At 67.6% G+C, this 24,301-nt stretch carries 7 protein-coding genes; 5 read left to right on the top strand and 2 right to left on the bottom strand.

All coding sequences use genetic code 11. The annotated features are described in order from the left end of the window. Positions 1-64: 64 nt before the first annotated feature. Together FAZ98_RS27555 and FAZ98_RS27560 are read right to left on the bottom strand one after the other, a co-directional pair. Complete coding sequence (locus tag FAZ98_RS27555) at positions 65-1,411, bottom strand: sensor histidine kinase (RefSeq protein WP_158956000.1); 1,347 nt, start codon at positions 1,409-1,411, stop codon at positions 65-67. 189 nt (positions 1,412-1,600) lie between these two features. Beyond that, a complete protein-coding gene (locus tag FAZ98_RS27560; protein ID WP_158956002.1) occupies positions 1,601-3,868 on the bottom strand; it encodes a TonB-dependent receptor in 2,268 nt (755 codons plus the stop codon). Positions 3,869-4,940: 1,072 nt separating this feature from the next. Here FAZ98_RS27560 and FAZ98_RS27565 point away from each other — a divergent pair. The 5 genes from FAZ98_RS27565 to FAZ98_RS27585 all read left to right on the top strand — a co-directional run bounded on the left by FAZ98_RS27565 (position 4,941) and on the right by FAZ98_RS27585 (position 24,199). Further along, positions 4,941-6,485, top strand: a complete 1,545-nt coding sequence (locus tag FAZ98_RS27565) for a TolC family protein (RefSeq protein ID WP_199272425.1) — start codon at positions 4,941-4,943, stop codon at positions 6,483-6,485. Between the two features lie 57 nt (positions 6,486-6,542). After that, a complete protein-coding gene (locus FAZ98_RS27570) occupies positions 6,543-7,385 on the top strand; it encodes an efflux RND transporter periplasmic adaptor subunit (protein WP_199272426.1) in 843 nt (280 codons plus the stop codon). 101 nt (positions 7,386-7,486) lie between these two features. Beyond that, a complete protein-coding gene (locus FAZ98_RS27575) occupies positions 7,487-20,716 on the top strand; it encodes an Ig-like domain-containing protein (protein WP_158956006.1) in 13,230 nt (4,409 codons plus the stop codon). Further along, positions 20,709-22,094: an HlyD family efflux transporter periplasmic adaptor subunit gene (locus FAZ98_RS27580; RefSeq protein ID WP_158956008.1), complete on the top strand. Its 1,386-nt coding sequence runs from the start codon at positions 20,709-20,711 to the stop codon at positions 22,092-22,094. The genes FAZ98_RS27575 and FAZ98_RS27580 overlap by 8 nt, the downstream gene beginning before the upstream one ends. Further along, on the top strand, positions 22,091-24,199 hold the full coding sequence (locus FAZ98_RS27585; RefSeq protein ID WP_158956010.1) for an HlyD family efflux transporter periplasmic adaptor subunit: 2,109 nt from the start codon (positions 22,091-22,093) through the stop codon (positions 24,197-24,199). Before FAZ98_RS27580 ends, FAZ98_RS27585 begins: the two co-directional genes overlap by 4 nt. The last annotated feature ends 102 nt before the right edge of the window (positions 24,200-24,301 follow it).

Below are 24,301 nucleotides of genomic sequence, written 5' to 3' on the forward strand. Positions count from 1 at the left end.
ATCCGGCGAGTGAGGCGTGTGGCGGATTGTCGCGTTTATTGCGTTATCGGCGGCGCGGTGGTTTTCAACCTGCTGCCTTCAGCCCGCTCACCGCCACCGTCAGCCCTTGCTCCGCGTTGTTGCGCAGCGTGAGCGCCAGCGCGTGCCGCGTGGCGAGCGTCGACACGATCGACAGGCCCAGCCCGCTGCCCGTGCCGTGACTCGTGGCGTTGCCGCGATAGAAACGGTCGAGCACGCGGCCCAGATCCTCGGCGGGAATGCCCGGCCCCGTATCGACCACTTCGAAGCCGATCTCGCTCGCGTGGCGCGTCAACACGAGATCGATCTTGCCGCCGGGCGGCGTGTAGCGAATCGCGTTGTCGAGCAGATTGCTCACCATCGTCATGAGCGCGTGCGCGTCGCCGTGCACGTTGCAGGCGTCGGTGGCGGTCACGGGCGCTTGCGATTCGATGCCGAGATCGATGCGCTTTTCCTCCGCGAGCAGCGAGAACTCGCCGATGGCCTCTTCGGCGATCCGCCGCAGGCTCACGCTCGCCGAAGCGGCTTCCGTTTGCGCGTCGGCGCGTGCGAGCGTCAGCAACTGATGCACGAGACGGATCAGCCGGTTCAGGCGCGCGGCGATGCGCTCCAGCGCCTGCGGGTCGCCGCTGAGCGAACCGTCGCGCAGCGCGGCCTGGTACTGGAGCTTGAGCGCGGCGAGCGGCGTGCGCAGTTCGTGCGCGGCATCGGCGATAAACGTGCGCTGGGTTTGCGAGGCGGCGTTCAGGCGCGCGAGCAGATCGTTGAGCGCGTCGATGAGCGGGCGCAGTTCCATGGGCGCCGACTCGTCGAGCCGCAACGGGTCGAGCGAGCGCAGGTTGCGCGTGGCGAGCAGGTCCGAAAGCGCCTGGATGGGCGAGAGCCCGCGCCGCACCACGACCAGCACGAGCACGACCACGATCGGCACGAGCAGCCCGATCGGCCAGAGGATCTTCAGCGCGAGATGGCGCGCGAGCGACGCGCGGATCGACATCGGCTGCGCCACCTGAATGTAGAAGCCGGCGCGTTGCAGGCCGAACACGCGCCAGGCTTCGGCGGCGTGATTGACGGTCTGGAAGCCGGGGGGAAAGCGCTGCAACGTGGTCGCTTGCAGGCTGTGATAGACGAGGCGCCGGTCGTCGCTCCAGATCTGGATCAGGATCCGGTCGTCGTCGATGCCGTCGTAGCCGGGACCGCCCGCCTGGGCGCTTTCGACGCTGCGCGCCGTGGCTACGTCGGGCGGCATGGAGACCGCCACGGCGCGCAGTTCGTAGTCGAACAGCTCGCCGGCCTCGTGGCTCGCGCTCTGGAAGATGCCGTAACCGGCAATGGCGATCGTGGCCGCGAAACCGCACGCGAGCCAGCCGAGCAGGCGGCGGCGGATCGACTTCATGAGCGCGGTGGCGCAACCCGCGCGCGGGGTGGGAAAAGCGTGACGTGGCGCATGCGTGAAAGAACCCGGGTGGAGCGCGCCGCCACGTCCCGACCGCTCGAGGGCGGTACGCGGCGGCGCGACGGACCAGAACGGTATCACGTCGCGCCGCCGCCGCGCCCGATTACTGCATTGCCGCGAGCGTCGCGTTTACTGGTAGAAGTTGAGCGTGACCATGGCCGAGCGGCCCGGAGCCCAGGTCGCATAGATCGGATACGCGGTCTGGTAGTACTCGCGGTCGAAGATGTTGTTCACGTTCAGTTGCAGATCCACCTTCTTCGAGACGTGCCACGTCGCCGAGGCGTCGAAGCGCGCGTAGCCCGGAATCCACTTGCGCGACGTCGCAGCCACCGAGGCGTAGGTCAGGCTCGACACCGTCGCGCCCGCGCCCACGTTGAGTTTGGGCAGCACGTCGTAGCTCGTCCACAGCGTGAAGTTGTGCTTCGGCACCATCACCATCGGCAAGCCGGAGAGCGTGGGGCTGCCCGGGCCGGCGTTGGTCGTGATGGCGTCGAGGTACGAATAACCGCCGAACATCGACCACTTGTCGGTCACGTTGCCCGCGAAGCCGAACTCGACGCCGCGCACGCGCTGCGAACCCGCGTTGATCGTATTGCCGAGGCCGTCGCTCACGCGCGCGTTGGTCTTGTCGGTCTGGAACAGCGCCGTGGTCAGCGAGAGGCGGCGATCGAGCACGTCCCACTTCGCACCCACTTCGATATTGCGCGCGCGTTCGGGCGCGAGATCCTGGTTCGCGGTCACGAGCTGGTCGGTGCCGCCGCCGAGACCCGCGTTCGCGCCCGGCGGATTCGCCGAGGTCCCGTACGACGCGTAGAGACTCACGGTCGGGATCGGCTTGAACACCAGACCGAACTGGTAGCTGAACAGGTTCGCCGTGTTGTTCAGATCCGCCACGCCGGCCTGCTGCGCCGTCACGTCATAGCGGTCGTAGCGCAGGCCCGCGTTGAACAGCCAGCGCTCGGACAGCTGCACGCTGTCGAACAGGTAGGCCGAGGCGATGTTGGTCTGCGTATGCGTGGCCGGGCCGGGGAAGCTCTTGTCGCCGTTGAGCAGGAGGCTGCCGGTCCACGGATTGTTCGGGTTCCAGCCGCCATAGAGCGTGGTGCAGTTGTACGCGACCGTGCACGGGCCGCCCGAGCGGATGTTGTTGCCCGCCGAGTCGCTCACGAGGTAGCCCTCGTAGAGATCCTGCTCGTGGCTGAATTCCACGCCCGCCGTGAGCGTGTGGCGCATGCCGTAGAGGTCGAACTTGCCGTTGGCCTCGGTCTGGTTCGCGATGCTGTTGGTCGCGTACTTGCCGCTCTTGGCCTGCAGGCTGAGGATGTTCGAGGTCGCGGTCGTGAGCTGCGGATTGGTGGCCACGTAGTCGAGCGTGGAACGGCCGAACATGGTCGTATTCTTGATCTTCCACGCGTCGTTGATGCGGTGCTCGACCTTGATCTCGCCCGTGTCGGTCTGGCCGCGCCGGTAGTCGCGCGTGTTCAGGCCGTAGAACTGGCCGCGGTCCGTGTAGACCGGCGTGCCGCCCGTCGAGCGGAACGGCGCGCTGAAGTCGGGCATGTCGTAGGTGTTGAGGTGGTAGTAGCTCAACGTGACCGTGGTCGGCGTGTTCAGGCCGAACGCGATCGAGGGCGCGACGCCCCAGCGCTTGCTGTAGACGTCGGTGCGGCCTGCCTGGTCGGCGTCGTGGCCCATCGCGTTGAAGCGGAACGCCGTGGTGTCGTTGAGCTTCTGGTTCCAGTCGATGGTGGCGCGGCGGTAGCTGTCCGTGCCGAGTCCCACGCTGCCGTTGATGAAGTTCTCCGCCTCGGGCGTCTTGGTCGTGATGTCGACGCTGCCGCCCACCGAGCCGCGGCCCGCGTAGACCGAATCCGGACCCTTGACCACGCTGACATTCTGCACGTCGAAGGTCTCGCGATTCTGCACGCCGGAGTCGCGCATGCCGTCGACGAAAATCGAATTACGCGACTCGAAGCCGCGAATCACCGGACGGTCCGCCGAGGGATTCGCCGCCGCGTCGCCGCCAAGGAAGGTGATGCCGGGCACCGTGCGCAGCGCGTCGGCGAAGGTCGTGACGTTCTTCTCCTTGAGCACTTCTTCCGGGATCACCGTGATCGAGCGCGGCGTGTCGATGAGCGGCGCGGTGAACTTGTACGAATCGAGCGCCTTGGTCTGGAAGTCCGACGCGCTCGACGACGTCACCTTGACGGCGGGCAGCGTCGGGTCCGCCGAAGTCGCGGCGGGATTGGCCGCGGTGGTCGAATTCGTGGTGCCGGTCGCGGCGCCGGCTTGCGGCTGGGCTTGCGCGTGCGCGGCGCTCGAGGCAAACAATCCGGAGAAACAGGCAGCGGCGGCCCAGGCGGTCGCGCGCATCTTGCGAGGAGGAGAGGCGGTCATCGTGTGCGGTTGGTGAAAGCATCCGTTGCCGGACGCGGGTGGCGCGCCGTCTAGGGCGGCGCGGTCTTTTGTGTGCAAATGAGTTCGATTCGCATTTGCGTTTGGCGGATTTTAAGAATTGGTAACATCCAAGTAAATGTCCACTGCATTGTTCGTAATGAAACTGTTGGTTTTTGTACAAATTCTGTAGGGAGCCGCTTGACTTAAGGTTGTCTTAAGGTTTGGTAAGGCATGCGTGAGCTATGCGCTGGCCTTATCGATTGCGCGCGAACGTTCGTGCCTGGCGCTGGCACCCGGTGTTCGCCGGAGGAAGGGGGTGATGAGAGTGCGCTTGGGTAGAGCGCGGCGCGGCGTGGAAACGATTCGGCCGCCGTTTTTGGGCGCCGTTCTGCCGACGAGATTAAGCGCGCGAGAATTGGCGCTTCAGAGAATGGCAACGACGTAATCGAAGCAATCGACGTAATCGACTTAAGCGGCGCAAGCGAAAATCGCCTGGCGGTAAAACGTTTGCGCGCGAAACCGGCGAAGCGTTTTTTGCGGCAAAAAACCGTTGCATAGACATGAAAATATTACCGCGACGCTGCCTGTTTAGAAGGCGCCCATCGTGCGCGGAATTGGCCATTTAAGCCGCGCAAACGTTTGACGTAAAAATTGCCGTCGTTTTTTGATAAATCCCGTCGCGCTGTCGTAGGAAGCGTAAATATTTGTGTGTAAGATCGCGTAAGTCGCGGCCGTGCGTCGATTTAACGGGCCGCACGGGGACACACGCCAGCAGGCACTCGTTCGCGCACGAGAGTGCTTTTTTCGGCGGCCGGTTTGAAATCGGGCCGTTTGCCGGAAAGGACCAGGGCGTAATCCAATCGGTAAGTTTGTCCAGCAGCAGTGCGGGTTTAGACGTCACTCGCGTTTTCATCTTCTCGTAATTCGAAAGCGCGTGGAATCTATGATTTTCAATAATGAAAGTTTCGAGCTTTCTAGAACAATAGATTAGAACGATAAAATGAGTGATTTTGTTCGGCGGGCGTTTCGGGTCGCTCCGCTTGTGGTTGCAGGTGCGCTTTTGAGTGGATGCGTGACCAGTCCGCCGAGTCCGCTGCGTTCAGACGAAATTTCCAAAACCAGTGCGCAGGATATCAAGCGTCTTTACGCGGAAGTCGAGCCGCTCGACCATCCGCTCACGCTCGACGAAGCCATTGCGCGCGCGCTCAAGTACAACCTCGACGCGCGCGTGCGGGTCATGGAACAGGCCATGGCGCTCGACCAATGGGACGTGGGCCGTTACGACCTGCTGCCCAAGGTGGTTGCCGACGCCGGTTACACGAGCCGCAACAATTACCTCATCACGCGCAGCACGAATTCGATAACGGGCGAGCCGGATCTGGCCGCGCCGTATATTTCGAGCGACCGCATTTCGATGCAGGAAGACCTCGGCTTCACGTGGAGCCTGCTCGACTTCGGCCAGAGTTATTACTCGGGCAAGATCAATTCCGACCGCGTGCTGATCGCCGAGGAACACCGTCGCAAGGCGGAATACCAGCTGATCGCCGACGTGCGCACGGCATTCTGGCGCGCGGCTAGCGCGCAGCGCCTGCAAGCCACGGTGCAGACGGCGATCAAGGAAGCGGAGTCCGCGCTTTCGCTGTCGCGCAAGTCGCAGAGCGAGCGTCTGGCCAACCCGCTGGAAGCGCTGCGCTATCAGCGTCAGTTGCTCGAAAACCTGCGTCTGCTCGAACAGGTGAACCAGGAGCTGTCGTCGGCGCGGATCGACCTCGCGTCGCTCACGCGTCTGCCGCTCTCGGGCGACTTCCTGATCGCCGAGCCTTCGTCGGAAATCAGCCTCTGGTGGCAGACCGCCTCGGTCGATCAACTGGAAAGCCAGGCGATCGCCAAGAACGCCGATCTGCGCGAGTCGTTCTACGACGTGCGCATCGCCCAGGCCGAAGCGCATCGCGGCCTGCTCAAGCTGTTCCCGGGCCTCTCGTTCAGCTACGCGGTCCACCACAGCAACGACAGCTACCTCATCAACAACGTGTGGAACGGCGCGGGCATTTCGCTTTCCGTCGACATGCTGCAGGGCTTGATGCGCATTCCCGCGCAAAAGCGCATGGGCGAAGCGGGCGTGGCCACGGCCGACGCGCAGCGTCTCGCCACCACCATGAGCGTGCTCGCGCAGGTTCACCTCGCGCGCCTCGCGCTCTCGGACGCGTATCGCCAGTACCGTCGCGCCGACGAAATCTGGAACGTCGACGAAAAGATTGTCACGGAAGTCGATCACCGCTCGGCGGCGCAGGTGGAAACGCCGCTCGATCGCGTCGCGAACGAAACCAGCACGATCCTGAGCGAGCTGCGCCGCTATCAGGCCATGGCGCTCGTGCAGGCCGCCGAAAGCCGTCTGCAGGCGACGCTCGGCGTCAACCCGGACATCAAGGGGGCGTCGAACATGTCGGTGGCCGATCTCACGCACCAGGTCTCGGCGTCGCTCGAACGCTGGGAGCGCGGCGAGGTGTTCGATCCGCTGCCCGCGGACGCCACGGTGTCGAGCACGACGGCCTCGCAAGGCATCGTGCTGTCGCAAAGCCGTTTGCTCGACAAGGCGGCGCCCGCCGCCGCGCATTGATGTCGCGCAGCGACGTCGCGCGTTGAAGTCGTATTGAAGAAAGAGGCAGTGAGTGTGATGAAGACTTTGGCACAACGGACCGGCGCCGCCGTGTTGATCGGCGTGTTCTCGCTGGCGGGCGCACAAGCCGCACAAGCGGCACAAGCCGCCGCGACGGCGACGGCGCCTTCGCCCGCCGCGCCGCGCCCGCCGGTTTCCGCCGACGATCCCGCTGGCGCGGGCGGCGCACGTCGCGAGATTCGCGCGCAACTGAAGCCCCTGCATTACACGACGCTCGCCGCCGAGATCGGGGCACGCATTCGCGCGCTGCCCGTGAGCGAAGGCGGGCGCTTTCGCCAGGGCCAGCCGCTCGTGAACTTCGACTGCTCGCTGCAGCAGGCGCAGGTCAACAAGGCGCGCGCGGCCGTGGATGCGGCCAACACGACATGGCAGGCCAACCAGCGTCTGAACGAGCTGAAGTCGGTCTCGACGGTCGAATTGAACGTCTCGCACGCCGATCTCGCGAAGGCGCAGGCCGACCTGGCGGCGGAAGCGGCGGTCGTGCGCAAGTGCACGATCGTTGCGCCGTTCCCGGGGCGCGTGGCCACGCAGAAGGTGCGCGAAGACCAGTTCGTGCAGCCGGGCCAGGCGCTGCTCGACATCATCGACGACTCCTCGCTCGACCTCGAATTCCTGGTGCCGTCGCGCTGGCTGATCTGGATGAAGCCGGACCAGCACTTCCAGGTGCAGATCGACGAAACCGGCAAGACCTACCCGGCGCGCATCAAGCAGATCGGCGCGAGCGTCGATCCGGTGAGCCAGTCGATCAAGGTGACGGCGGTCATCGACGGTCATTTTCCCGAGCTGATGGCGGGCATGAGCGGGCTCGTGCTGCTCTCGCCGGCCGCCGCGGGGCACTGAGTCGTCGGACCCGGTTTCGGGCGCGCGCTGTCTTGCATGACTCGCGTTGGGCGCCCGGACGGTTTTTCTATTTACGCGTTCTGTTTGTTTGAGGATAGGGCATGCCCATTTCCCGCGCTCCCAAGTCGAAACCCGCCACGAAACTCGCCGGAGATGTCACCGCGCCAGCCGCGCTGAAGCCCGCCGCGAAGCCCCTGGCGGGCGTCAAAGGCAGCGGGCCGGCACCGCTCGTTCTCGAACAACGCTTCATGTACGACGGCGCGGCCGTGGCCAGCGCCGTGCAGGCGCACGTGCACGACGTGTGGCGTCACGCCGAACACACCACGCCCGCCGAAACCGTCGCGAGCCGCACGACCGAGCCGGCCGCCGCGGCGGCGACCGGCGCGACGACCGCAAGCGCGGCAAGTACCACGGCCAATGCGGAAGCGCCCGTGCGCGAGACGTCGGCGGCGGCGTCGCGCGACGTGTCGTCGAGTGCGTCCGCAAGCGCCTCGTCGAGCGGCAACGCCATTGCTTTCGTCGATACCAACGTGAGCAACTGGCAGCAGCTGGTGGCGGGCATCAGCCCGAACATCAAGGTCGTGCTGCTCAACGACAACGAAAGCGGCATCACGCAGATCGTGGATGCGCTGCAAGGCCAGCACGATCTCTCGGCGATCTATATCGTCGGCCACGGCGCGCAAGGCGCGGCGGAGATCGGCGGCACGGTGCTCACCACGGCGAATCTCGCGAGCTACGAGAGCGAACTCGCGCAGATCGGCAAGAGCGTCGCGGCGGGCGGCAGCGTGCTGCTGTACGGTTGCGACGTGGCGCAGGGCCAGGCGGGCGAGACCTTCGTCACGGACCTGAGCGAACTCACGCACACGACCGTGGCGGCGTCGAGCAACGAAACCGGCAGCGCGCAGGCGGGCGGCGACTGGACGCTCGAATATTCGACCGGCACGGTCACGGCCGGCCCGCTTCTGACCGAGCGCGGCGAAGCCGACTACCTGGGCGTGCTGCAAGCGCCCACGGTACAGTCGATCATCCTGCAAACGCCGAGCTATTCGGAAACCAACGCCGACAGCGTGACCTTCCTCGTGACCTTCAGCGAGTCGGTCAAGAACGTCACGGGCGACGCGTTCACGTTCACGTCCGATTCGGTCTCCGGCGGCACCGTGCAACTCGTGACCGCGGTCGCGGGCAGCAACGGCACGCAGTACGAAGTCACCATCGGCAATCTGGCCAAGCTCTCGGGTTCGCTCACGCTCGACGTGTCGCAAACCGGCTACCGCACCGTCACCAGCGCGGACGGCACCAACACCGCGCTCATCAGCAACGGCTTGCTCGTGGAAGGCAGCGCGAACGACCAGAGCTTCGAGCTGGTTCACACGATCAGCACGCCCACCGTGACCGGCCTGCTCACCAGCACCGGCGCGCAGGGCGACAGCGGCGTTTCGGCGAGCGACTTCCTCACCAACAACTCGCATCTGCAATTCACCGGCAGCGCCGACGCAGGCGACACGATCCAGGTCACGCTGGACGGCCGCGTGATCGGCCAGACCACGGTGCAGTCGAACGGCACGTGGACCTTCGATTACAGCGGCACGAGCATCGCCGACGGCAGCCACACGCTCGCCGTCACCGCCTCGGACAAGGCCGGCAACATGGCGGATTCGGCCGCGCAGACCTTGATCGTCGATACGGCCTCGCCCGCGGTGCAGAGCGCGAGCGCCAACGGCTCGCTCGTCACGCTGAGCGTGGCGGAGGCGAATACCCTGGGCTTCGCGCTGGACACGGGCAGCGTGCCTGCCGCGAGTTCGTTCACGGTGATGGACAACGGCGTGGCGAAGGAGGTCTCCGGCGTACAGGTGAGCGCTTCGGGCACGGTCCTGATCCAGTTGAAGACCACGGTCAGCGCGGGCGACACGGTGACGGTCGGCTACACGTCGCCGGGCGCCAGCTCGACGATCAAGGACGCGGCCGGCAACGCCATGACCTCGTTCAACGCGATTACCGTGACGAACACGACCACGAACGGCAGCGGCCCGAGTATCTCGGGCGTGGGCGGTTCGACCTGGTACAACCTCAGCGGCGCGCCTTCGCTGGTGTTCGTGACCTCGCAGGACGCCCAGTCGGCGGGCACGGCCACGCTGCAAACCGGCACCACGGCCGCCGAGTCGCTGAAGATCGTCGATGGCGATCCCAACGCGTGGCTGCTTTCGGCCACCATCACGATCAGCAGCGGCAAGCAAACCGGCGACGTGCTGAGCGTGCTGGGCTCGCTGCCGAGCGGCATCACCGCGAACTATGCCAACGGCGTGCTGACCCTGACCGGGCCCGCGACCATCGCGACCTATCAGCAGGTCATCAACGAGGTGGCGTTCTCCACGACGAGCACGGCGCAAAACACGGCACGCGTCATCGGCCTCACGGTCCAGGACTCGCGCAGCCTCACGGGTAGCACGGGCGGGGCGAGCGCGTCGGGCACGGTCACGTCGGGTATGGTCGGGCTGCCGGCGGCCACGGCGCTCGGCTCGAACAGCGTCACCATGAACGTGGTGGGCGCCTCGTTCGGCGCGGGCAACTCGACCACGGCGTATCTCGTCGCGGGCGGCTCGCTGTACGGCGTGAATCTCGTGATGGACACGCTCACGCCGATCAAATCGAGCATCACGTCCGACACGCTCAACGGCATGGGCTTCAACGCCCTGACCGGCTTGCTGTACGCGTCCGACAACACCAAGCACCAGGTCGTATCGATCGACGCGAACGGCACGGTGACGTTGATCGGCCCCGCCTATGGCAACGACGCCAATGCGCCTTCCTCGAACTTCACGTCGAACGCAGCCGACGTCGGCCCTGACGGCGTGCTGTATCTGTTCGACACGAGCGGCGACAAGACCATTTATCGGCTCGACGTGAATCCCACGTCGCAGTTTTACCTCCAGTGGTTGCCGAAGATCACGCTCTCGCAGTCGATCACAACGGTCGACATCGCGTTCAATCCGGTCAACAACACGATCTACGCAGTGTCGAGCACCGGCGTGCTGTGGTCGATCTCGCCCTCGGCCACCAGCGCGACGTGGACGGCGACTTCGCTCGGCGCGGTCAGCAACGTCACGCTGGGCCAGAACAATAGCGCGTCGTTCCCGATGCAGTATTTCGACGAGAACGGCTATTTCTACTTCACCTCGGGCGGCGGCACCAACGGCCAGGCGACGCTCTACCGCGTCGATCTCTCGAAGGGGCCGACCACGGCCACGGACGCGCAGAACGATCACTCGCTGACCGCCACGCGGCTCACGGCGCAAATGCTCACCTCGAGTGGCGCGATCAGCACCTCGAATTTGCCCAACTCCGGCGACGCCGCGCGCATTTCCACCGTCGACCTCGACTTCGGCGACGCGCCCGACAGCTACGGCACCACGCTCGCGAACAATGGTGCGCGCGACAACCAGCTCGGCAACCAGACGTATTTCGGCAGCACGGCGCCCACCGGCAATCAGGGCGACGGCAACGCGACCGCGCTTTCCTCCGGCACGAGCAGCTCGACCGGGCTCACGACCTACGAGTACTCCGGCACGACTGTCTCCGGCTCGAACCTGAGCGAAGGCGTGGTGACGGTCGTCGGCAACTCGGCGGTGACGTCGTGGACGCCGCTCGAAGACGGCATGACGACCTACAGCGTGACCGTCAACGTGAGCAATACGGGCTCGACGCCCGCCGTGGTGGTCGGCTGGATCGACTTCTCCGGCACCGGCAAATTCACGCTGGCCGACGCGGCTTCGGCTACCGTCGCCGCGGGCACGGTCAACGGCACCGTCACGCTCACGTGGACGATCCCCGGCGGCGAGACGCTGGCGGCGGGCACGACCATCTACGCGCGCTTCCGCGTGGCGACCAACGCGGCTTCGGCGGCCTACGGCGTGAACTGGGCGCAGGCCGCCACCGACGGCAAGGGCACCGGCGCGAACACGCTGGACTCGCGCTCGGTGGGCGCGCTCATGGACGGCGACGTGCAGGATTACGCGATCCAGGTGCTGGCGGCCAACACGGCGCCGCCCACGGTCACGTTCGCCCCGATCACGTCGCCGCGCAGCTCCGACGTGGGCACGGAAACCATCACCTTCACGCAAACCGTGGGCAGCCAGTCGCTGCCGGAGAACGTCACGGGCGTGACGATCGGCGACTTCACGCTGACAAAAACCGTCGACGGCGTGACGCAGACCATCAGCCTCGCGGGCGCGACGCTCACGGGCAGCGGCTCGACCTATACGATCAGCGGGCTCGATGCGCTCACGAAGTCGGAGGGCACCTACACGCTCAGCCTGAACAGCAACGCCACGAGCATCGTCGATGCGCAGGGCACGGCGGTGGTGGTGAGCAATCCGGCGCAATCGGTCACGTTCGAAGTGGTGACCACGGCGCCGACGATCGATCTCGCGCCCGCCAACGCCAGCGCGCCCGACTACACGGCCGTGAGCGCGAGCGGCGCGGCCGTGAGCCTGACCGACGTGGCGGCCGGCGACGCGGGCGTGGTCACCGATTCTTCCGTGGACGGCGCGGGCCAGCTCACGCAGCTCGCGCTGACGGTGAGCGGCGCGCGCGACGGCAGCAGCGAAACGCTTAACTTCGGCGGCACGGCCATCGCCGTCAATGCCTCGGGCAGCCAGACCAGCCTCACGGTGGGCGGCGTGACGGTCAACGTGACGTATGCCTCGGGCGCGTTCACGATCACCTCGGCGTCGGGCGGCACGTTCACCACGGCGCAGGCGCAGAGCATCCTCAACGCCATCACGTATTCCGACGGCGCGAACTATCACGGTACGTCGGACGTGACCGCGGGCGCGCGCACGATTGCCGTGACCGCGACCAACGTGGCGGGCATCACCTCGACGGCGGTCGAAACCACCATCGACGTGACCGCGACGACGGCCGCCCCGGCGCCCGTCATCACCAGCGTCTCCGACAGCAGCCTGACCAACGGCACCTATCTCGCGGGCACCACCACGCCGACCATTTCCGGCACGGCCGAGCCCGGCAGCACGGTGAACATCTACGTGACCGAAAACGGCACGACGGTCTCGATCGGCACGGTTACGGCGGACGCCAACGGCGCGTGGTCGATCGCCGACAGCGGCGCGCCGCTGGCCTCCGACGGTTCGAGCGCGACGGTCACGGCCATCGCGACGAACGCCTCCGGTCTCGCGAGCGCGTCGTCGCCGGTCGTGTCGGTCGCGTACGACGCGAATCTGCCCGCGATCACGTCGATGACCAACACGGACTCGCACGGCAGCGACTACAACACCGCCAACACGACCTTCGTCACCAACGACAGTGGCAACACGCTGGAGTTTTCCGGCACGGCCACGGCCAACCAGACTGTCACGCTGGCGCTCACGAACAGCAGCGGCGGCACCGTGACGACCGGCACGGCGACGGCCGATGCGACCGGCCACTGGACGTCCTCGGTGCTCGTTCCCGGTTCGCTCGCGGACGGCAACTACACGCTGACGGCCAGCACGGGACAAGGCGCGCAGCAGGTGCAGGTCTCGCAGGCGGTCAAGGTCGATTCGACGCCGCCCGCGCTGACGGCGTACACGCCGTCGCAGTCGTCGAGCGGCACGAACGTCTCGTACGGCGCGGCGAATACGGCGAGCGGCGTGGCGGTCTCGTCCACGCTCGTGCTGACGTTCACCGAGCCGGTGTCCGGCGTCGCGGGCGGCACCATCACGCTGAGCGACGGCACGCATACGCAGACCTACACGATCGGCGGCGCGGGCGTGACGGTGAGCGGCAGCACGATCTCGATCGTGCCGTCGAGCTATCTCGACGCGGGCGCGAGCTACACGGTGACGGTCGCGGCCGGCGCGGTGAAGGACGCGGCGGGCAACGCCAACGCGGCGAGCCACGTCGCATTCGCGACGGCGTCGAGCACGCCGCCGCTCGTCACCGACGTGGTGGCGAACGCCACGCACCTCGACGTCGCGCAGAACGGCGTGATCAACGCGGCAGCCGCCGCGCAAGGCACGACCGTCGACGTGAGCCTCGCGGGCACGGGCGCCACGGCGGGGCAAACGCTCTACGTGAACTGGGGCAGCCAGCAGGTCGCCTACACGCTCACGGCCACGGACATCGCGAACGGCACGGCGGCGGTCACGATTCCGAAGACGAGCCTGACCGCGCAGGGCGACGGCACGGTGAACGTCACGGCGCACATCGGCACGTCCACGCAGCAGTCGAACACCTACGCGGTCGTGGTCGATCAGACGCCGCCCGGCGCGCCCACGGTGAATTCGCTCGAAACCAACACCATCACGCCCACGGTCACGGGCAAGGCCACCGTACCGGCCGGCGACGTGCTCACGGTCACGCTCAACGGCACGACCTACAGCACCGCGACCGCCAACAGCCCGCTCACCTACAACGCGAGCACGGGCACGTGGTCGCTGGCGGTGCCTTCGTCGGCGGGACTGGCCGAAGGCGACTATCCGGTCACGGCAACGGTCACCGACGCGGCGGGCAACGCCACGTCGCGCAGCGGCGATCTCGACATCGTGCTGACGCCGCCCAAGGCGCCCACGGCGAACTCGCTCGACACCAACGTCCATACGCCCACGCTCACCGGCACGGTCACCATCGACCAGGGCGACTATCTGACCGTGACGGTCGGCGGCGTCACCTATACGGAAGGCCAGGGCGCGCTCACGCGCGTGGGCGGCAACTGGACGCTGACGATCCCGGCGGGCAACGCGCTGCCGGACGGCACCTATCCCGTCACGGCCACGACGCACGACGGCGCGGGCAACGTCACCAACGGCACGGGCACGCTCATCATCGACACGACGCCGACTTCGGCGCCCACCGTGTCGATCACGACCGACGCGAACCACGACGGCTGGCTGAACGCGGCGGAAGTGGGCAGCGCGACCACGGCGGCGGTGAAGGTCGGCTTGCCGACCAATGCCGTGGCGGGCGACGTGCTCACGCTCACGTCGAACACCGGCGCGACGCAAACGCACACGCTGACCTCGACGGACATCGCGAACGGTTACTGGAACACGACCGAAACGCTGCCCGCGAACGGCAACGCGCTGCAGCTGAGCGCGACGGTCACGGACGCGGCGGGCAATGTCTCGCAGGCGGCGAACGCCGCGGCGACCGTCGATACGACGGCGCCGCTCGCGCCCGTGCTCACGATCACGACCGACGCGAACCAGGACGGCTATCTGAACGCGGCCGAAGTGGGCAACGCGAGCACGGCAACCGTGCTGATCGATCTGCCTGCGGGCACGGTGGCGGGCGACGTCGTCACGCTCGTGTCGAACGGCACCTCGACGCAATACACGGTCAGCGCGCAGGATCTGACGAACGGGTATGTGAACGCGACGGTCGCGTTGCCCGCCTCGGGCAGCACGCTCGGCGAAAGCGCGACGATCACCGACGCGGCGGGCAACGTCTCGCTGGCGGCAACGGCTTCGGCCATTGTCGATACGGTGGCGCCGCTGACGCCGACGATCGCGATCACGACCGACGCGAATCAGGACGGTTATCTGAACGCGGCGGAAGTGGGCAACGCGAGCACGGCGGCCGTGAAGATCGGTTTGCCGGCCAACGCGGCCGTGGGCGACGTGCTCACGCTCACCTCGAACACGGGCACCCCGACGACGCACACGCTGACCTCGGCGGATATCGCCAACGGCTACTGGAGCACGACGGAACCGCTGCCCGCGAACGGCAGCGCGTTGCAGGTGAGCGTGACGATCGCGGACACGGCGGGCAACGCATCGCAGGCGGCGGACGCCACGGCCACCGTCGATACGACCGTGCCCACGGCGCCCGGCGTCACGATCAGCACCGACGCGAACGGCGACGGCTATCTGAACGCGGCCGAGGTGGGCAACGCGACCACGGCGGCGGTAACGGTCGACTTGCCCGCGGGCGCGGCGGCGGGCGACGTGCTCACGCTCACGTCGAACACGGGCACCGTGCAGACGGTCACGTTGAGCGCGACGGATATCGCCAACGGCTACTGGAGCACGACGGAACCGTTGCCCGCTAACGGCAGCGCGTTGCAGGTGAGCGCGACCCTCACGGACGCGGCGGGCAATGTCTCGCAACCGGCCAGCGCGGCGGCGACGCTCGACACGACCGCACCCGCCGCGCCGACGGTCACGATCACGACCGACGGCAACAGCGACGGCTACCTGAACGCGGCCGAAGTGGGCAACGCGACCACGGCGACCGTGCACATCGGCTTGCCGGCCGGCACGAACGTGGGCGATACGGTCACGCTCGACTCGAACGGTACCGCGACGCAATACACGGTCACGGCGCAAGACCTGACGAACGGCTATGTGAGCGCGACGGTGGCGCTGCCCGCCAACGGCAGCACGCTCGACGAAACCGCGACCGTGACGGACGCGGCGGGCAACGCATCGCAGGCGGCCAATGCCGCGGCGCTGGTCGATACGACCGTGCCGCTCGCGCCCGGCATCACGATCACGACCGACGCGAATCAGGACGGTTATCTGAACGCGGCCGAGGTGGGCGGCGCGAGCACGGCGGCGGTGCAGATCGATCTGCCGGCGGGCGCGGCGGCGGGCGATACGATCACGCTCGTGTCGAACGGCACCGCCACGCAATACACGGTCACGGCGCAGGATTTGACGAACGGCTATCTGAGCGCGACGGTGGCGTTGCCCGCTTCGGGCGGCACGCTCACTGAATCCGCGACGCTCACCGACGCGGCGGGCAATGTCTCGCAGGCGGCAAGCGCCGCGGCGATCGTCGATACGACTGCGCCTTTGGCACCGACCATCGCGATCACGACCGACACGAACCAGGACGGTTATCTGAACGCGGCCGAAGTGGGCAATGCGACCACGGCCACGGTACAAGTTGGCTTGCCCGCGAACGCGGTGGCGGGCGACGTGCTCACGCTCACGTCGAACACGGGCAACGTGCAAACGGTCGCGCTCACGGCAACGGATATCGCGAATGGCTACTGGACCACGACGGAAGCGTTGCCCGCCGAAGGCAGCACGCTCCAGGTGAGCGCGACGGTGACCGACGCGGCGGGCAACGTCTCGCAGGCGGCGGACGCCGCGGCAACGGTCGATACGACCGCGACCGCCGCACCGGCCGTGACGATCGTCACCGACACGAATCAGGACGGGTATCTCAACGCGGCGGAAACCGGCGGTTCGCCCACGGCCACGGTGCAGATCGATCTGCCGGCCGGGACGAATGTCGGCGACACGGTCACGCTCACGTCGAACGGCACCGCGACGCAATACACGGTCAGCGCGCAGGATCTGACGAACGGCTATGTGAGCGCGACGGTCGCGTTGCCCGCCACGGGCAACACGCTCACCGAGACGGCCACGATCACCGACGCGGCGGGCAACGTCTCGCAGGCAGCGAGCGCCGCGGCGATCGTCGATACGACCGCGCCTTTGGCACCGACCATCGCGATCACGACGGACACGAACAACGACGGCTATCTGAACGCGGCGGAAGTGGGCAATGCGACCACGGCCACGGTACAAGTTGGCTTGCCCGCGAACGCCGTGGCGGGCGACGTGCTCACGCTCACGTCGAACACGGGCGCGACGCAAACGGTCACGCTGAGCGCGACGGATATCGCGAATGGCTACTGGACCACGACGGAGGCGCTGCCCGCCGAAGGCAGCGCGCTGCAAGTCAGCGCGACGGTGACCGACGCGGCGGGCAACGTCTCGCAAGCGGCGGATGCTGCGGCAACCGTCGACACGACCGCGCCGCTGGTGCCTGCGCTGACGATCACCACCGACGCGAACCAGGACGGTTATCTGAACGCGGCGGAAGTGGGCAACGGGACCACGGCCACGGTGCAGATCGATCTGCCCGCAGGCACGGTCGCGGGCGACACGATCACGCTCACGTCGAACGGCACCGCCACGCAATACACGGTCAGCGCGCAAGACCTGACGAACGGCTATCTGAGCGCGACGGTCGCGTTGCCCGCCACGGGCAACACGCTCACTGAATCGGCGACGATCACCGACGCGGCGGGCAACGTCTCGCAGGCGGCAAGCGCCGCGGCGATTGTCGATACGACCGCGCCGCTGGCACCGACCATCGCGATCACAACCGACACGAACAACGACGGCTATCTGAACGCGGCCGAAGTGGGCAATGCGACCACGGCCACGGTGCAAGTTGGCTTGCCCGCGAACGCGGTGGCGGGTGACGTGCTCACGCTCACGTCGAACACGGGCAACGTGCAAACGGTCGCGCTCACGGCAACGGATATCGCGAACGGCTACTGGACGTCGACGGAGCCGCTGCCTGCGGACGGCAGCACGCTCCAGGTGAGCGCGACGGTGACCGACGCGGCGGGCAATGTCTCGCAAGCGGCGGATGCGGCGGCAACCGTCGACATGACCGCGCCTCTGGCGCCGACCATCGCCATCACGACCGACACGAACCAGGACGGCTGGCTGAACGCGGCCGAAGTGGGCAACGCGACCACGGCGGCCGTGAAGGTCGGTTTGCCGGCCGACGCCGTGGCGGGCGACGTGCTCACGCTCACGTCGAACACGGGCAATGTGCAAACGGTCGCGCTCACGGCAACGGATATCGCCAATGGCTACTGGACGTCGACGGAACCGCTGCCTGCGGACGGCAGCGCGTTGCAGGTGAGCGCGACGGTCACGGACGCGGCGGGCAACGTCTCGCAAGCGGCGGATGCCGCAGCGACCGTCGATACGACGGCGCCGCTCGTGCCCACGCTCACGATCACCACCGACGCGAACAACGACGGCTATCTGAATGCGGCGGAAGTGGGCAACGGGACCACGGCCACGGTGCAGATCGATCTGCCCGCCGGGACGGTGGAAGGCGACACGATCACGCTCACCTCGAACGGCGTCGCGACGCAGTACACGGTGGGCGCGCAAGACCTCACGAACGGTTACGTGAACGCCACGGTCGCGCTGCCCGCCTCCGGCGCGACGCTCACCGAAACGGCCACGATCACCGACGCGGCGGGCAACGTCTCGCAGGCGGCGAACGCCGCGGCGATCGTCGATACGACCGCGCCTGCGGCGCCGACCATCGCCATCACGACCGACACGAACCAGGACGGCTGGCTGAACGCGGCCGAAGTGGGCAACGCGACCACGGCGGCCGTGAAGGTCGGTTTGCCGGCCGACGCGGTGGCGGGCGACGTGCTCACGCTCACGTCGAACACAGGCGCGACGCAGACGGTCGCGCTCACCGCGACGGATATCGCGAACGGCTACTGGACGTCGACGGAACCGCTGCCCGCCGACGGCAGCGCGTTGCAGGTGAGCGCGACGGTGACCGACGCGGCGGGCAACGTCTCGCAAGCGGCGGACGCCGCGGCAACCGTCGATACGACGGCGCCGCTCGTGCCCACGCTCACGATCACCACCGACGCGAACAACGACGGCTATCTGAACGCGGCCGAAGTGGGCGACGCGAGCACGGCCACGGTGCAGATCGATCTGCCCGCCGGGACGGTGGAAGGCGACACGATCACGCTCACCTCGAACGGCGTCGCGACGCAATACACGGTGGGCGCGCAAGACCTCACGAACGGCTATGTGAACGCGACGGTCGCGCTGCCCGCCTCGGGCGCGACGCTCACCGAAACGGCCACGATCACCGACGCGGCGGGCAACGTCTCGCAGGCTGCCAACGCCGCGGCGATCGTCGATACGACGGTGCCCGGGGCGCCGTCCGTCACGATCACGACCGACGCCAATCGCGACGGTTACCTGAACGCGGCCGAGGTCGGCGACTCGACCACGGCCACGGTGCAGATCGGTCTGCCGGCGGGCACGGTGGCGGGCGACACGATCACGCTGGAGTCGAACGGCGTATCGACGCAATACACGGTGGGCGCGCAGGATCTCGCGAACGGCTACGTGAGCGCGACCGTTGCGTTGCCGTCGAGCGGCGAAACGCTCAGCGAAACCGCCACCGTCACGGACGCCGCGGGCAACGTCTCGCAGGCGGGCGCGGCGTCGGCGGCCGTGGATACGGTCGTGCCGGGCGCGCCCACGGTCACGGTCACGACCGACGCGAACCACGACGGCTATCTGAACGCCACGGAAGTGGGCAGTTCGAGCACGGCCACGGTGCAGATCGGCCTGCCGGCGGGCACGGTGGCGGGCGACACGATCACGCTCACCTCGAACGGCGTATCGACGCAATACACGGTGGGCGCGCAGGATCTCGCGAACGGTTACCTGAACGCCAGCGTGACCCTGCCCGCGAGCGGCGCCACGCTCACAGAAACCGCGAGCATCACCGACGCGGCGGGCAACAAGTCGGCCGATTCCGGCGCCGCGACGGTAATCGTGGATACGGCGGCCCCCGCCGCGCCCACGGTCACCCCGCTCCTGACGACCGACACGCAGCCCACGCTCAGCGGCACGTTCGACGCCGCCGACGCGGCGGGCGGTTTCAGCGTCACCGTGAACGGCCACACCTACACGCTCGGCAGCAACGATCCCGCGTTGACCGTCAACGGCAACGCGTGGAGCCTGAATCTCGCCACGGCGGGTCTCACGCTGCCGTCGGGCTCCTCGTGGACGGTGACGGTGGCCGTGACGGACGAGGCGGGCAACACGAGCGAGGGCAGCGGCACGGTGCAGATCGGCGCGGTGCCCACCTTGACCCAGCAGCGCGTGGCCGACACCACGGCGTCTTCGCCGTGGGTCGCCGGTCGCCCCACGGCCTCGGCGGTGAATCTCACGACCGCGAGCACGAGCAGCGCGGTCGACAGCGATCTGCCCACCCTGGCGGTGGGCTGGAGCCCCGCGAAGATCGAGATTCCGGAGTACGTGGCGGACACGCGTCTCTACGACGTCTACACGCCGAAGGACGAAGGCGCGATCCAGATTCCGGTGATTCCGGCGCTCGACGCGCGCCTGATCGTGTTCCACGGCGTGCCGGATCAGGACTTCGACTCGGGCACCGTGGTGCGCTTCCGCCTGCCCGGCGACGCGTTCGCGAGCACGACGCCGGACGCCGCCGTGCGTATCTGGGCCGAACGCAGCGACGGCGGTCCGCTGCCCGCGTGGCTGCATTTCAACCCGACCACGGGCGAGTTCACGGGCAAGGCGCCGCTCGACGCGCCGCCCGAGGTCGTGGTGCATGTGATCGCGCGCGACAACCACGGCCACAAGGCCGAGACGACGTTCCGCATCAAGATTCACGGCGACGAACGCGCGGTGAAGGGGCGCCAGAGCCTGAGCGAAAAGCTGCGCCAGTCGCACGCCGCGCCGGCGCGCCAGGCGGTGCCGGTCAATCCGCGAGTGAGTGGTCATGCTTGACGAAGGCAGGGTGGGCCAGCAGCTGATGACGCTGCTGGGCCTGATGAAGCGGGCGCGCGACGCGGGCACGACGGCGGAAATGTCGTTCATGCTCGTGAACGACACGCGTGCGCTGGCGGTGTATCGGCAGGCCGCGCTGTGGTTCGCCGAAGGCGGCGTGCAGGCGCTCTCCGGCGTGATCCAGCCGGAAGCCAACGCGCCGTACGTGCACTGGCTCGAACGCGTGTGCGCGCAGTTCAGCAAGACGTATTCGGAGCAACCCACGCTGGTCTCGGCGGCGAGCCTCACGCAGGACGACGCGCGCGAATGGGCCGACTGGCTGCCCGAGTACGGCCTGTGGCTGCCGGTGAGCTTGCCGGGCGAGGCGGCGCCGGGCGGGCGGGCCGCGCACGGCGGACTGCTGCTGGCGGGCGACAGCGTCTGGCCGGCGGAAACGGTCTCGCTGCTGCAGGAATGGGTCGATGCGTGGAGCCAGTCGTGGCAGGCGCGTCAGCGCCAGGCGTCGTGGTCGTGGCGGCGCGTGCGCGACGCGCTGCTGGGCGCCTGGAGAACCCGCGCGGCCGTGCCGTGGTGGAAGCAGCCGCGCCTGCGCTGGCTGGCCGGTATCGCCGTGGTGCTGCTGTTTCCCGTGCGCCTGACCGTGCTCGCGCCGGGTGAACTCGTGCCCGCGCATCCGGCCGTGATCCGCGCGCCGCTCGACGGCGTGATCGAGCAATTCGACGTGAAGCCCAACGCGGTCGTGAAGGCGGGGCAGCCGCTGTTCCGTTTCGACGAAGCCGCCATCACCGCGCGCCGCGACACCGCCGCGCAGCAACTGGCCGCGGCGGAAGCCGAATATCGCGCGGCGGCGCAGGACGCGCTCGCCGACGACAAGTCGCGCAATCAACTGGCCACGCTGCTCGGCAAGGTCGAGGAAAAGCGCGCCGACGCGACCTACTACAACGAGCAATACACGCGCTCGCACGTGGTCGCGCCGAGCGGGGGCATCGCCATGGTCGACGATCCGACCGACTGGATCGGCAAGCCCGTGCAGACCGGCGAGCGCATCATGAGCATCGCCGCACCCGACGACAAGGAAGTGGAAATCTGGCTGCCGCTCGGCGAAGCCATCGACCTGCCGCCGGGCGCCGAGGTGAAGCTGTACCTCGCGGCCAGCCCGCTTTCGGCGGTCACGGCGCGTGTGCGCTACGTGGCCTACGAGTCGCAGGTGCAGCCGGACGGCCTGTACGCCTACCGCGTGCGCGCGACGCTCGACGGCGCCAGCTCGCAGCGGGTGGGCGAGAAGGGTACCGCGAAGCTCTACGGCGGCCACGTGCCGTTCGTCTATTGGGTGCTGCGCCGCCCGCTCGCGGTGATCCGGCAACGGATCGGGCTATGAACGCGCCCCGCCTGCCGCCGCTGCGCGAGGAGCTGGATCTGCTCGCCGGCCCCGTGCTGCGCGACGGCCAGCCCACGCACACGCTGCACGACCCGGTGCGCAACCGCTTCTTCCAGCTCGACTGGCCGACCTTCGAGATCCTGCGCTTCTGGCATCTCGGCGATCCCACGCTGGTCGCCGAGGCGGTGGCCCGCACGACCACGCTGCAGGTCGACGATATCGACGTGACGCGCGTGTTCGATTTCCTCGCGCAAAACCAGTTGCTGATGATCCCGCCGGGCCACGCGAAGACCTATGCGGCCCAGCTCGAGCGGCAACGCGGCTCGTTCTGGAAAATGCTGCTGTCGAGCTATCTGTTCTTTCGCATTCCGTTGATCCGCCCCGACCGCTGGCTCGACGCGTGGGCGCCGCGTCTCGGGTGGCTCTACGGCCGGACGTTCTGGACCGCGACGCTCTGCGCGCTGCTGTTCGGCGTGTTCGAGGTCTATCAGCAGTGGGACGGCTTCACGACCACGCTAGTGGATACCTTCACGTGGTCGGGCATGGCGAGCTACGCGGTCGCGCTCATCGTCGTCAAAACCCTGCACGAGTTCGGCCACGCCGTCACGGCCAAGCGGCTGGGCTGCCGTATTCCGTCGATGGGCGTGGCGTTTCTCGTCATGTGGCCGGTCGCGTACACGGACACCAACGACGTCTGGCGGCTCACCTCGCGCCACGACCGCCTGCGCGTGAACGCGGCGGGGCTCGTGACCGAGGTGACGGTGGGCGTCTGGGCGATCGCCGCGTGGGCGTTGTTGCCCGACGGCACGCCCCGCGCCATCGCGTTCGTGCTCGCGACCACCACCTGGATCACCTCGGTGATGGTGAACTCGAGCCCGTTCATGCGTTTCGACGGCTACTACATCCTGTCCGACTGGCTGGAACTGCCAAACATGCATGCGCGCGCGTTCGCGCTCGCGCGCTGGGATCTGCGCGAGCGGCTGTTCGCGCTCGGCCGCCCGCGCCCCGAAATCTTCAGTGCGCGGCTGCATCGCGGCATGATCCTGTTCGCCTGGGTGACGTGGCTGTATCGGCTGAGCGTGTTCTTCGGCATCGCGGCGCTCGTCTACGCGTTCTTCATCAAGGCTGTGGGCATTCTGCTGTTCTGCGTGGAAATCGTCGTGTTCATCATCCTGCCGCCGCTGCGCGAGGTGATGGCGTGGCGCAAGGACTGGCCGGCGATCCGCGCGAGCCGGCGCGGCAAATACAGCGCGCTCGTCGCGCTCGTGCTGGTGCTGCTGGTGGCGGTGCCCTGGCCCGGCCGCTTCGAGGCGAGCGGCATGCTGCGGCCGCAAAACCTGTTCGTGGTTTATGCGCCCGCGCACGCGCAACTGGCCACGCTGAACGTGGCGCGCGGGCAAACGGTCAAGGCCGGCACCGTGCTCATGACGATGCACGGCCCCGACATCGAGCGCGAGCGCGCGGCGGCGCTCGCCCAGCGCGACAGCCTCAAATGGCTGGCGACGGCGGGCGCGTTCGACCAGAACGCGCTGAAGCGCTGGCAGGTGTCGCAGCAGGAACTCAACGCCGTGGATTCCGCGCTCGACAACATTCAGGCCGATGCCGCTTACTACGCGCCGCGCGCGCCGTTCGACGGGCGGCTCGTCGATCTGCAACCCGATCTCTCGCCGGGCGACTGGCTGACGCGCCGCGAGCCGATCGCCACGCTGGCCGCCGACGACAGCTGGCAAGTGGTCACGTATCTCGACGAGCGCGAGATCGGCATGATTCACGTGGGCGCGCGCGGGCATTTTTATAGCGATGGCTTGAGCCTGCCCGTGATTGCGCTCGAAGTGACGAACATCGAACCCGACGCGAGCCACACGCTCGCCGAAGGCGAACTCGCGAGTTTCGCGGGCGGCAGCGTCACGGTGCGCAACGAAAAGGGCGTACTGTATCCCGACCGGCCGATCTTCCGCGTGACGCTGAAGGTGGCGGATACAGTGAATTTCCCGCGTATCCACGAATGGCGCGGTCACGTGGTGATCGACGGCGCGGCCTCGGTGCCCGCGTGGCGGCTGGTGAAGAACGCGCTGAGCGTGTTCTGGCGCGAGGCGGGGTTTTAAGGGGCGGAGCGCGCGTTCCGCGCCGATCACCGGCGTTTGCAAACCTGCGGCTCGCGCGGCGGTCGTGCGCGCCTCCGCCGGATTTGCCGGTGCGATGATCGT

It is taken from the genome of Paraburkholderia acidisoli (assembly GCF_009789675.1).
GTDB classification, from domain to species: Bacteria; Pseudomonadota; Gammaproteobacteria; order Burkholderiales; family Burkholderiaceae; genus Paraburkholderia; species Paraburkholderia acidisoli.